The organism is Streptomyces sp. NPDC090088 (assembly GCF_044747345.1).
Lineage (GTDB): Bacteria > Actinomycetota > Actinomycetes > Streptomycetales > Streptomycetaceae > Streptomyces.
This window is the reverse complement of the sequence record NZ_JBIVDZ010000003.1, coordinates 383,800-396,674: the sequence shown is the minus strand read 5'-3', so window position 1 is coordinate 396,674 and position 12,875 is coordinate 383,800. Positions and strand designations below refer to the sequence as shown.

Genomic DNA, 12,875 nt, shown 5'->3' with positions numbered 1-12,875 from the left:
CTCATTGCACCGAGAGCAAAGATCTTATTGCACCGATGAGTTGGGGCCGCCTAGGGTCGACCACATGCCCCCCTTCCTCGCATACGACGACAAAGACCCGCATACCTCCCGCACTCCCCTCCTCCTCGTCCACGGCCACCCCTTCGACCGCACCATGTGGCACCCCCAGCTGACGGCCTTCGCCGCCACCCGCCGTGTCATCGCCCCCGACCTGCGCGGCTACGGCGCCTCCCCGGTCACCTCCGGCAGCACCCCGCTCGCCCGCTTCGCGGCGGACCTGGCGGACCTCCTGGACGCGCTGGACGTGCGGACCTGCGTCGTCGCCGGCCTCTCCATGGGCGGCCAGATCGCGATGGAGTGCTACGACCGCCTCGGCCCCGGGCGGGTCCGGGGACTGGTCCTGGCCGACACCTTCGCCGCCCCGGAGACCCCGGAGGGGAAACGGGCCCGGAACGCCATGGCCGACCGGCTCCTGCGCGAGGGCATGCGCGGCTACGCCGACGAGGTCCTGGAGAAGATGGTCGCCCCCTACGCCCACCCGGACGTGAAGGCCCATGTCCACCGCATGATGACGGCCACCGACCCCGAGGGCGCGGCGGCCGCCCTGCGCGGCCGCGCCGAACGCCCCGACTACCGCCCCCTGCTGGCGAAGGCCGCCGTTCCCGCCCTGGTCGTGGTCGGCACGGACGACGAGTACACCCCCGTCTCCGACGCCGAGGCACTGCACGCCCTCCTCCCCGACGCCACCCTGCGGATCATCGACGCGGCCGCCCACCTGCCCAACCTGGAACGGCCCCAGGAGTTCAACCGGGCGCTGGGGGAGTTCCTGACACGGGTGGACGAAGGACCCTGATCCCGGACAGGCGACGACGGCGCCCGACCACGGAACCCGGCCACGGCGCCCCCGGCCACCGGGCCCCGGTCGTGGATCTCACGCTCCACCGGCACGGGAGCCGATAATGGGCGCATGTCCCGCGAGTTCCCCATCGGCCTCACTCCTCCCGACTGGCTGGTAAGGAACCTCCGGCCCCAGCAGGCGGCCCCCCTCAACTGGGCGGCCCTGGCCCGCGCCGCCCTCGGTATGGCGCTCCCGCTCGCCGTCGGTCTCGCGGTGGGTCAGCCCGCGTACGGCGCGCTCGCGTCGATGGGCGCCCTCTCCGGGGTGATCGGCGACACCGCCGACGCCTACCGCATGCGGATCCTCAACATCGCGGTCCCCCAGCTCTTCGGCGCCGTCGGCGTCACCGTCGGCTCCCTGGTCTACGGCCAGGGCTGGCTGACGGTCGCCGTCGTCACCGGCATCGCGCTGCTCTCCGGGATGATCTCGACGATCGGCGCGGTGTCCTCCGTCTCCGGCCTGCTCCTGCTGCTCAACTCCGTGATCGGCGCGGGCCTGCCGCTGCCCGGCGCCTGGTGGCTCACCCCGGTGCTGATGACCGGCGGCGGCCTGCTGGTCCTGCTCCTCGCCCTGCTGGCCTGGCCGTTGCGCTCGGGCGTCCCGGAACGCGCGGCGGTCGCCGCCAGCTACCGCACGGTCGCCGACCTGCTCGCCGTGAGCGACTCGGGCGACGGCGAGGAGTACGACCGCGCCCGGCACACCGTCACCCAGTCGCTGAACCAGTCGTACGACCTGATCCTGGCCCGGCGCGCCCGCTACCGGGGCCAGAGCCGCGAACTCACCCGCATGCTCGCCCAGTTGAACGCGATCACCCCGGTGGTGGAGGCCGCCCCCGCCGTCCGGCTCGCCGGGAAGCCGATGCCGCCCGAGATCCCGGCGGCGGTACTGCACATCGCCGACGCCATCGAGACCGGCTACACCGGCCCGACAGGGCTCGACCTGCCCGAGCCGCACGGCGAGACCGGGCGGGCCGTCGACCACGCCCTGCGGCACGTCGCCGAGGTCGCCACCTCCCCGGACGTCGACCCGCGCGGCATCGACGACCGCCTCGGCCGCCCCGCCGCCCTCGGCATCCGCACCGCCCGCGCCGCCCGCAACGTCGTCCTGTCCGCCAACTCCTGGCGCTACGGCATCCGCCTCGCCCTGTGCATCGGCATCGCGCAGGCCCTGGTCTCCCTCGTCCCGGTCCCCCGCTCCTACTGGGTCGCCCTCACCATCACCTTCGTCCTCAAGCCCGACTTCGGCTCGGTCTTCTCCCGCGCCCTGCTGCGCGCGCTGGGCACGGTGGCCGGCCTGGTGCTGGCGGCGACGGTCCTCACCGTGGTGCCGCGCGGCTGGTGGGACGTACCGGTGATGATGGTCCTGGCCCCGCTGATCCCGGCCCTGACCCCGCGCGGCTACGGCTTCCAGACCGCCGTCATCACCCCGGTGATCCTGCTGCTCTCCGACCTCCTCAACCACCAGGGCACGGCGCTGCTCCTGCCCCGCCTGCTCGACTCCCTCATGGGCTGCGCGATCGCGCTGGTCGCGGGCTATCTCCTGTGGCCGGAGAGCTGGCACACCCGCGTCGGAGACCGCCTCGCCGACGCGGTGGCGGACACGGCCGCGTACGTGGAGCTGGCGTTCAAGGACGTCGCGAACGGCACGGACCCCGCCGCCCGCGCCCGGATGCGCCGCCGCCTCTACCGCGACCTGTCCACCATCCGCACGGAGTTCCAGCGCGCCCTGTCCGAACCCCCGCCCACCGGCCGCCGGGCCGCCGCCTGGTGGCCGCTGGTCGTCGCCGTGGAACGCATCGTCGACGCCACGACGGCGGCCCGGGTCCGGGTACGGCACGGAGCGCCGCCCCCGGCCCGGGCCGAGGTGGACCAGGTCGCCCTGCAACTGCGCGAGCTGGCGGAGGGCGTCCGCGAGGCGGAGACCCTGGTCGCCGTCCGCACCGACCTCACGGGCCCGCCGGACAGCGTCCTGGAACCCCTGCGCCAGGAGGTGGCGGCGGCCCGGGCGATCGCGTCCCCCCACTGACCGCCCGACCGCCTCCGCCCGTCAGACCCCGATGTCGCAGCCGTCCTTGCGCCACACCGCGACGACGGCGGGACGCACGATCTTCCCCGGCCCGTCGGGCCAGCTGCTCGCGGGGTTCTCCACGCTCGCGCCGGTGATCTCGCCGGGGTGCTGCACGGCGACCAGCACCCGCCGGTCCTGCACCAGCGGACCGCAGGTCTCGGCGCCGGTCGGCACGGTCAGGAACTGCTTGAGCTCACCGCGCCGGGAACCGCGCGTGGCCACACCGAACAACCCGTCGTGCGAACCGAGCTGGTTGCCGTCGGTGGAGATCCACAGGTTGCCGTGCGGGTCGAAGGCCACGTTGTCCGGGCAGGAGATCGAGCTGACCTCGTCCTTCGGGAATCCGGCGAAGTAGGTCGCCGGGTCGTCCGGGTCACCGGCGACGAGGAACAGCGTCCAGGCGAACGACGTGCTCTCGGCGCGGTTCCAGCGCTCGGTCAGCTCCAGGATGTGCCCGTGCTTGTTGGCGTTGCGCGGGTTGGCCTCGTCGGCGGCGGCGTTCGCACCGACACCCCGGTTGGTGTTGTTGGTGAGCGCGACGTACACCTTGCCGGTGGCGGGGCTGGGCTCGATGTCCTCGGGCCGGTCCATCTTGGTCGCGCCGACCTTGTCACCGGCGAGCCGGGTGAAGACGTAGACCTCCTCGGCGGTCATCCCCTCGACATGCGAGACGGCGCCCTTCGCGGTGGCGGTGGCCAGCGGGATCCACTCCCCGCTGCCGTCGAACTCGCCGTCGGCCGGGAGCTTGCCGGTGCCGTCGATCTCCGTCGTCGGGGAGTCCCCGGTGAGCCGGGCGACGTACAGCGTCCCCTCGTCGAGCAGCGTGCCGTTGTGCTCCCGCGCGGCCCGCCCGCCGCCCTTCCGCATCTTCTTGCTGCCGACGAACTTGTAGAAGTAGTCGAACCGCTCGTCGTCCCCGGAGTACACGACCGGCCGCCCGTCGTCCGTCAGCCGGACGGTGGCCCCTTCGTGCTTGAACCGCCCGAGCGCGGTCCGCTTGCGCGGGGTCGACTCGGGGTCGTACGGGTCCAGCTCCACCACGTACCCGAACCGGTGCGACTCATTGGGCTCCTGGGCGACGTCGAACCGCGGGTCGAACCGCTCCCACTTCCGCTCCGTGGCCCCGGTCCCCAGCCCGTACCGCTTGTCGGCCGTCCGCGTCCCGTTCGCGAAGTACTGGTTGAAGTTCTCCTCGCCGTGCAGCGTGGTGCCCCACGGGGTGGTGCCGCCGGAGCAGTTGTTGAGCGTGCCGAGGACCTTGCGCCCGGTCGGATCGGCGGCGGTCCTGAGCAGCGCGGACCCGGCGGCGGGGCCGGTCAGCCGGAACTCGGTCGTGGCGGTGACCCGCCGGTTGAGCGGATGCCGGGGGACGGCGGTCAGCGCCCCCGTCCGCCGGTCCTCCTCGACCACGACGACACCGAGCCCGTGCGCGGCCCAGGCCACCTCGACCTGCTGCCGGGTGGGGTTGGCCGCGTCGTACCCACGGAACATCAGCACTTCATCGGTGTACTCGTGGTTGGCGACGAGGATCTGCCGCCGGTGCTCGCCGGGCAGCGGCAGCAGCGCCAGGAAGTCGTTGTTGTAGCCGAACTGCCCGGCCTGCGCGGCGGCGGTCTGGTGCTCCGGGTCGAAGGCCGGCGCACCCCGCAGGATGGGCTCGCCCCACCGGACCACGACGTTCTGGCCGTAGCCGTCGGGGACGGTCACGGCGTCGGCGGTGTTGGGGGCGACGGAGGCGAACCGTAGCCCACGGGCACCGCCGACGGGTTTCGCCACCCCCGCTCCCGCCGCCGGTGCGGCCGCCGCGGGCCGCGCCTCACCTACGCTCACCCCACCCGCGACCACGGCCACCACGGCCGCCGCCCGCACCACGCTACGACGGCTCACGGCATCGGCGATGACATCACCGACGTAGGCGTTGGAGCTGGCGTTGGGTACCTCGTGGAAGCAGGCGTCACCGCATCGGAACCGACAGGTGAGGGAGGACCGCCCGCCCGGATGCGACTGGGCGGGCGTACCGACGATCGGCAGCAGTTTGCGCACTTTACTCTCCCCTTGCGATCTCTTGGTTTAAGCGTGACGTTAGGGGTGTGGTTGTGCACAGGAGGGGCCACCGAATGAACGAATGATGAACTGAAGGGGACCTAGGGGGAGTTGACGGCCGACCGGAACTCGACCGCCGTACGCCCGACAGGAGTCATCGACCCTCCCCAAGATCGCAACCTGGGGCCGCTAACCTTACGTGTCCGTCCTGGCCAGCGGTTGACGGGTATCAACTCACGCGAAGGGTTGCGCACATGGGCATTCTCACTCTCCTGCGGAACGCATTCGGCCGGTCGCGAAAGCCGCGCCCCGCCGAGGCAGAGGGTGCAGACCAGCTCCCCTCGCAGCCGCAGCAGGAAGCGCCGGCTCCGACCCCGGAGACGCCGACGGTGGTTCCCGAACCCCGCCCGGCAACGAACGAAGAGAACGACGAGCACGACCTGGTCTCGGCCGCCTTCGACAACGTCACCGTGCCGAAGCAGGCAACCCGCACGATCGAGCCCGACCTCGAACTCAGGCCGGAGCCGACGCCTCCGCCGACCGAGGCCGAGCCTGAGCCGGCGGCTGAGACCGAGCCGGTGGCCGAGGTCGTCGAGGCTGAGGTCGAGGTCGAGCCGGTGGCCGAGGTCGAGGTGGCGGCCGAGGTCGTCGAGGCCGAGGTCGAGCCGGTGGCCGAGGTCGAGGTGGCGGCCGAAGCCGATGAAGCCAAGGCTGAGACCGAGGTCGCGGCCGAGGCAGAAGCTGAGGCTGAGGCGGCTGTCGAGCCGGAGGCCGAGACGACGGCTGAAGCCGAGGTCGCGGCTGAGGCTGAGGTCGCGGCTGAAGCCGAGACCGAGCCGGAAGCCGAGGTCGTGGCTGAAGCCGAAGCCGAGGCGGTTGTCGAGCCGGCGGCCGAGCCGGAGGCCGTGGTCGAGGCGGAGCCGGAGGCCGTGGTCGAGGCGGCTGCGGAGCCCGAGGCCGAGCCGGTCGCGGAGCCCGAGGCGGCTGCGGAGCCGACCGTCGAAACCGAAGCCGAAGCCAAAACCGAGCCGGCGCCGGAGCCGGAGGCCGACCCCGAGCCGGTCGCGGCGGCGGAGTCCACCACCGCTGTCGAGCCGGAGGCCGACACCGCGCCGGAAGCCGCACCGGAACCGACGGCCGAAACCGAGCCGGCGCCCGAAACCGCTCCCGAGCCCGTCGAGGCGGCAGCCGAGACGGACACCCCGGAGCTGGAGCCGGAACTGGTTGCCGCGGCCGCCGACGGCGAGTCCGCCCCACAGGGGCCACCCGCACCCGACAACGAAACCGTCACGGGTGGTGCGGGTGGGAACGACCCGGCCGAAGGCGAAGCCGAGGCCGCGGTGGGCGACGACGCCGCCGCCACCGCCCTCGCCAAGGCCGGCCTCGCCTCCGCCCGCGCCACCACCTACCTCGTCCTCGACCGCTCCGCGAGCATGCGCCCGTACTACAAGGACGGCTCCGCGCAGGCCCTCGCCGACCAGACCCTCGCCCTCGCCACCCACCTCACCCCGGCCGGCGAGACCCCCACCGTGCACGTCGTCTTCTTCTCCACCGAGGTCGACGGCACCACCGACCTCACCCCCGCCTCCCCCGAGAACGCGGTCGACGAGGCGCACGCCGGCCTCGGCCGCATGGGCCGTACCAGCTACCACGCCGCCGTCGAGGCCGTACTCGCCCACTACGACAAGCACCACGACAAGGACGCGACCCCGGCCACCCCCGCCCTGGTCGTCTTCCAGACCGACGGCGCCCCGGACGCGAAGACCCCCGCCACCCAGTCCCTCACGGACGCCGCGAAGTCCCACCCCTCCCTCTTCTTCTCCTTCGTCGCGTTCGGCGAGCACGAGAACAAGGCCTTCGACTACCTCCGCAAGCTGAAGACCGACAACACGGCCTTCTTCCACGCGGGCCCGACCCCCCTGGAGCTCACGGACGCGGAGCTCTACGACGGCCTCCTGATCGACTGGCGCCCGTAACCGTCTCCCCACCCCATGCCGCCCGCTTCTCACCCAATAAAACGAGAAGCGGGCGGCATACACATGTCGGCTACGATTTCAAGGTTCGCAATAGCAGCAACAGACCGACCTGGGAGCAGCCCCCGATGGCTCGACACCTCATCACCAGCGCCCTTCCGTACATCAACGGGATCAAGCACCTGGGCAACATGGTGGGGTCCATGCTCCCGGCGGACGTGTACTCCCGGTACCTCCGCCAGCGCGGCCACGACGTCCTCTACATCTGCGCGACCGACGAGCACGGCACCCCCGCCGAACTCGCGGCGAAGGAGCAGGGCATCCCCGTAGCGGACTTCTGCGCGCAGGCGCACGACGCGCAGAAGGCGGTCTACGACGGCTTCGCACTCGCGTTCGACTACTTCGGCCGGAGCTCCTCCCCCGAGAACCGCGAGATCACCCAGCACTTCGCCCGCCGCCTGAACGAGAACGGCTTCATCGAGGAGCGCGCGATCCGCCAGGTCTACAGCCCGGTCGACGGCCGCTTCCTCCCGGACCGCTACGTCGAGGGCACCTGCCCGCACTGCGGCTACGACAAGGCCCGCGGCGACCAGTGCGAGAACTGCACCCGCGTCCTGGACCCGACCGACCTGATCAACCCGCGTTCCGCGATCTCCGGCTCCACCGACCTGGAGATCCGCGAGACCAAGCACCTCTTCCTCCTCCAGTCCAAGCTGGAGAACGAGGTCCGCGAGTGGGTCGCCAAGCACGACAAGGACTGGCCGCAGCTGGCCTCCTCCATCGCCCACAAGTGGCTGACGGAGGGCCTGCACGACCGCGCCATCACCCGTGACCTCGACTGGGGCGTCCCGGTCCCCGCCGACACCTGGCCGGAGCTGGCGGCGGAGGGCAAGGTCTTCTACGTCTGGTTCGACGCCCCGATCGAGTACATCGGCGCGACGAAGGAATGGTCGGACCAGGACCCGTCGACCCGCGACTGGAAGTCGTGGTGGTACGACGTGGACACCACCGTCCGCTACACGGAGTTCATGGCGAAGGACAACGTCCCCTTCCACACGGTGATGTTCCCGGCCACCGAGCTCGGCGTCCGCGAGCCGTGGAAGAAGGTCGACTACGTCAAGGCCTTCAACTGGCTGACGTACTACGGCGGCAAGTTCTCCACGTCCCAGAAGCGCGGTGTCTTCACCGACCAGGCCCTGGACATCCTGCCCGCCGACTACTGGCGCTACTTCCTCATCGCCAACGCCCCGGAGTCGGACGACTCGTCCTTCACCTGGGAGCACTTCACGGCGACGGTGAACAAGGACCTGGCCGACACCCTCGGCAACTTCGTCAACCGCGTCCTGTCGTTCTCCAGGAAGCGCTTCGGCGACGACGTCCCGGCCGGCGGCGAGCCCGGCGAGGCGGAGACGAAGCTGGGCGAGCAGATCGCGGGCCTCCTCGCCGAGTACGAGGCGCAGATGGAGGCCCTGCAGTTCCGCAAGGCCGCCGCCGCCCTGCGCGCCCTGTGGTCGGCCGGCAACTCCTACCTGGAGGAGAAGGCCCCCTGGCTGGAGATCAAGACCGACAAGGACGGCGCGGCCCTCACCCTCCGCACGGCGATGAACCTGATCCACCTCTACTCGGTGGTCTCGGAGCCCTTCATCCCGGCGACGGCGAAGACCATGCGCGAGGCGTTCGCCCTGGCCGACGACACCGCCCCCTGGGTCACCGCGGACGAGGCCCGCGCGCTGACCTCCGTCCCGGCGGGCACCCCCTTCACGGTCCCCCCGGTCCTCTTCGCCAAGCTGACGGACGAGGACCTGGAGACGTACAAGGAGCGCTTCGGCGGCACGGACGCCTGAGCCCACACCCCGCCCCACCCACGCCACCCGCCCCACGCCGAGCCAGAGGCCCGGCGTGGGGTAAATCTCAGGCAAGAGACCAAATCATTCTCTTACCTCTCCTTCACCTCGCATTTACCCGCGGGTTAGTGTGCCGTTCGTGAAACGCATCCTGATCCGTTCCGGAAAGAGCCCGTTCCGTGTCGCCACTCCGGCGGAGTTCATTCATCAGGACCTGATCGGGACGAACACGGGCAATCTCATCTTCAGCGACTCGGCGCACAAGATGCTGACCACCCCGGACACCGAGGTGACGTCCAACGGCATCCGCACCGACCCCTCGGCCACTCGTGCCGCGGAGATCAACGAGCGGTACGACGTCTTCGTCGTCCCGCTCGCCAACGCCTTCCGCCCCGCCTTCCAGGCCTCCCTGGACCGGCTCTCGACGCTCATCGAGCAGCTCACCATCCCGGTCGTGGTCTTCGGCGTGGGCGCCCAGGCCCCCGCGGACTACGACACCGCGTGGCTGAACCCCATGGCCGACTCGGTCCGCCGGTTCGCCCGCGCGGTCCTGGACCGCTCCGCCTCCATCGGCGTCCGCGGCGAGCTGACCTCGGACTACCTCAAGGGCCTCGGCTTCAAGGACATCGACATCATCGGCTGCCCGTCGATGTTCCTGTACGGCGACACCTTCCCGGAGATCCGGGCCACGGAGCTGACCGCCGACTCCCGCATCGCCCTCAACCTCTCCCCGGACGCGATACCCGTCGGCGAGATATCGGGCATCGCCCGGCACGCGTGGGAGCGCTACCCCCACCTCACCTACTACGCGCAGAACACCGTCGACGCGGAACTGCTGCTGTGGGGCGACACCACCCCCGAGTCCGGCCACCAGGACCCCTTCCCGCTCCAGCTCAGCCACGCCCTGCTCCAGGAGAACAAGGTCCGCATGCCGCTGGACCCGGCCACCTGGATCGACGAGCTGCGCGACTACGACTTCGCCTACGGCACCCGGATCCACGGCAACGTCGCCGCCCTGCTGGCCGGCACCCCGAGCGTGGTCCTCACCCACGACTCGCGCACCCTCGAACTGTGCCGCTACTTCGACATCCCGCACCGCTCGCTCACCGAGCTGAGAGCCGACACCGACCCGCGGGACCTGTACGAGGACGCCGACTTCTCCGCGATGATCAAGGGCCACGGTGAGCGCTTCGAGCGGATCACCGCGTTCCTCGACCGCAACGACCTCCAGAACACCTACACCCACGGCGACGGCGGCGCCGCCTTCGACGCCCGGCTGGCCGCCCTCGACCTGCCCGCGTCGATGCCGGTCTGGGACGGCGGGGACGACGGCCAGATGCGCTACCGGCTCAGCCGGCTGCGCGAGCGCATCACCGCGGCCGACGCCAGGGCCACCCGGCACGCCAGGGAGAACAGGGAACTGCGCGGCCGGCTGACCACCGCCGAGAAGCGCGCCACCGAGACCACCCGCCAGCTCGAAGCCCTCCGCAAGGAGCTGAAGGCCACCACCAAGCATCTGTCCGCCGTGGAACGCCAGCTCTCCGGCATCGACAGGCGCGTCCTGGTCCGCATCGGCCCGGCCCTGCGCCGCCGCCTGCGCCGCTCGAAGGCCAGATCCCGCAAACACTGACCGAACGCGCGGGCCCTCTCCGGCGTCGAAGGAACGGACTCCGTCCTCGTCCACCTTCGTCCCGGGGACCGCCATGACCACCCGAAAGTCCCACACCACCCACACCGCCCGAGCCACCCGCACCGCCCGGGCCAGACGCCTCACCGGTCTGCTCCTCACGCCCGTCCTGGGCGCCTGTCTCCTCGCCGGCTGCGACAGCGGTTCGCCGACCGACGACGGCCCTGCCCACTCGTCGCCCGAACAGGAACAGCGGGCCCGCCAGGTGGCCGACGCCTGGCGGGGATCCGCGGCGGCCACGGCATGGAACCGGGGATACCACCCGATGGCCGACGCGGTACGGATTCCGGAGTCCGGCTGGCACACCAAGGCGGACGAACAGGCGTACAGGACCAGGAACTTCCTCCTGCGGGCCGACCTGCCCACCGCCGCCCCCGACCAGGGGAAGGTGGAGTGGGCGACGGGCGGCACACTGGCCCGCCCCCTGTGGGGAGCGCGGAAGGCGTACCGCTCGTTCGCGCTCAACGACATGGACGGCCCCCGGCTGACCGTGACCGGAGCCAGGCTCGGCAGCACCACGATCGCCACCAGCCGGGGACCGGCCACCGTGCCCGCGTGGCTGTTCACGCTGAAGGGCTACGACACCCCGCTCAAGCGGGTCGCCGTAGCCCCGTCACCGCTGCCGCGCGCTCCCGTCGCGGAGGCTCCGCAGGGATCCGCCGACGGCCTCAACGGCATCCCCGGCCTCACCGCCGTGGCGAAGGACGGCCGTTCCGTCACCGTCCGGGCCACCCATGGCGCCTGCGACGACGGCCCGGTCGTCCGGGCACTGGAGACGGCCGGGAGCGTCGTGCTGTACGCCTCGGTCGCGGGGGCCCGCAGCGGCTCCTGCACCGCCGAGATGCTCGCCCAGGACGTCACCGTGAAGCTGCGCGAACCCCTCGGCCGTCGCATCCTCCTCGACGCCCTCACCGGCCGCCCGGTGCCGTACGGCGCCTAGGGGCTCGTCCGCCTCAGGAAAGCACCCCCGCCCCCGCCGACTTCGCCAGCTCCGCCGGCAGGTTCTTCGCGCTGCTCTCCAGGCCGGCCGTCAGGGCCGGGGTCCAGTTCACCGTCGTCTTGATCTTCTTGGAGTTCGCGGCGTTGTAGGCGGCGACCAGGTCGGTCGTGGTGCCGTTGACGAGGTTGCCGCTGCCCGCGATCGAGCCGGTGCCGTCGCCGCTGAGCAGCTTGGAGACCTTGATGGAGCTGGGCACGGTCCAGTAGTTGTTCTGGGCCACGACCTGCGCCTTGGCGCGGGAGTTGATGCTGTACTGCAGCGCGTAGCCGTTGAGCGTCGTGACGTCGTAGACGTTGTTGTAGAGGTGGACCTGGCCCACGCGGGTCAGCGGGGCGCGCTGGACGATGCCCTTCCAGACGTTGTGGTGCAGGGTGACGCGCAGCTTGCCGCCGGGCTCGCTGTCGCTGCTGCCGATCAGCATCGTCTTGTCGTGGCTGGTGAATCGGTTCTGCTCGACGGTCACCAGGTCCGAGCTCTTGGTGATGTCGAGTTCGCCGTCGTGGACCTGGTACTCACGGCCGTAGTACTTCGGGTTGAGGCTGTCGAAGTGCCCGGCGTCGGTGAACGTGTTGTGGTCGGCCCAGACGTGGGTGGCGCCGCGCAGGGTGACCGCGTCGTACTCGGAGTTCCAGTTGCCGCTGTCGCCGTCGGTCGGGTCCCACTGCGGGAAGCAGTCCTCGGTGTCGGAGAACGTCAGGTTGCGCACGATGACGTTGTCGACCTTCTGGATCTGCAGCATGCCGCCGGTGATGCCGGCCTTGGTGCCGGGGACACCGATGATCGTGGTGTTGGCCGGCACCTTGAAGACGATGTTCGCCGCCTGCTTCTTCTGCGCGGCGGCCCGGGCGCTCTCCTGCGTCCCGGAAGGCAGCTTGGAACGGCCGTACGTCGACGGGTCGAAGGCCTTCAGGTACGACGTCAGCGCGTACCCGGTACCCGCCGCGTAGTCCGCGCAGGTCAGCTTCTTGCCGCTGTCGTCGGTGTTGGCGTCGATGGTGCCCTTGACCTTGATGATGCGCGCGGTGGTGTCGCTCACCGACCCCAGCGCCTTCACCAGCTGGGCGCGGGTGGACACCGTGAAGGTGTGCGCGGCATCGGCCTTCGCACCCCCGGTCGTACCCGTACCCGACGACGCCCAGCCGTCCTTCGCGGCCGGCGTCTGGTGATACAGATCCGTACCGGACGCGTTCGCGCTCAGCACAACCGCACCGGCCCCGACCCCCGCCGCCACCACGGCGGCGGAGACGACGAGAGTACGACGCTTGCGAAGGGACCGGCGATGAGAGGCAGAGGCCACGGGGGAGTCCTTACGTGCTTCGGGGTGTTGGGGGCGAGCCCGCGTGAACGGGCTTCCGACTCCTCT

The 12,875-nt window shown here is 71.1% G+C and carries 8 protein-coding genes; 6 read left to right on the top strand and 2 right to left on the bottom strand.

Annotation, left to right across the window (positions count from 1 at the left end; all coding sequences use genetic code 11):
* Positions 1-64 precede the first annotated feature (64 nt).
* Both ACIPSJ_RS17715 and ACIPSJ_RS17710 read left to right on the top strand, forming a co-directional pair.
* Complete coding sequence (locus tag ACIPSJ_RS17715; RefSeq protein ID WP_401346685.1) at positions 65-853, top strand: alpha/beta fold hydrolase; 789 nt, start codon at positions 65-67, stop codon at positions 851-853.
* Positions 854-967: 114 nt separating this feature from the next.
* Entirely contained in the window at positions 968-2,923 is a 1,956-nt protein-coding gene (locus tag ACIPSJ_RS17710) for an FUSC family protein (protein WP_401346684.1), read from the top strand.
* 21 nt (positions 2,924-2,944) lie between these two features.
* Here the strand turns inward: ACIPSJ_RS17710 and ACIPSJ_RS17705 are convergent, their stop codons facing one another.
* Entirely contained in the window at positions 2,945-5,008 is a 2,064-nt protein-coding gene (locus ACIPSJ_RS17705) for a PhoX family protein (RefSeq protein ID WP_401346681.1), read from the bottom strand.
* Between the two features lie 254 nt (positions 5,009-5,262).
* Between ACIPSJ_RS17705 and ACIPSJ_RS17700 the strand changes: the two genes are divergently transcribed.
* From ACIPSJ_RS17700 to ACIPSJ_RS17685, 4 genes are all read left to right on the top strand, one after another.
* Positions 5,263-6,984 carry a VWA domain-containing protein gene (locus tag ACIPSJ_RS17700; RefSeq protein WP_401346679.1) on the top strand — a complete coding sequence of 574 codons (1,722 nt, stop codon included), beginning with the start codon at positions 5,263-5,265 and terminating at the stop codon, positions 6,982-6,984.
* A gap of 125 nt (positions 6,985-7,109) precedes the next feature.
* Positions 7,110-8,825 (top strand): methionine--tRNA ligase, encoded by a 1,716-nt coding sequence (gene metG / locus ACIPSJ_RS17695; RefSeq protein WP_359211288.1) that lies wholly within the window; start codon positions 7,110-7,112, stop codon positions 8,823-8,825.
* Between the two features lie 139 nt (positions 8,826-8,964).
* Positions 8,965-10,455: a polysaccharide pyruvyl transferase family protein gene (locus ACIPSJ_RS17690; RefSeq protein ID WP_359211291.1), complete on the top strand. Its 1,491-nt coding sequence runs from the start codon at positions 8,965-8,967 to the stop codon at positions 10,453-10,455.
* A gap of 73 nt (positions 10,456-10,528) precedes the next feature.
* Entirely contained in the window at positions 10,529-11,452 is a 924-nt protein-coding gene (locus ACIPSJ_RS17685) for a hypothetical protein (RefSeq protein ID WP_401346677.1), read from the top strand.
* 13 nt (positions 11,453-11,465) lie between these two features.
* Here ACIPSJ_RS17685 and ACIPSJ_RS17680 read toward each other — a convergent pair whose 3' ends face one another.
* On the bottom strand, positions 11,466-12,809 hold the full coding sequence (locus ACIPSJ_RS17680) for a polysaccharide lyase family 1 protein (RefSeq protein WP_401346675.1): 1,344 nt from the start codon (positions 12,807-12,809) through the stop codon (positions 11,466-11,468).
* Positions 12,810-12,875: the final 66 nt, after the last annotated feature.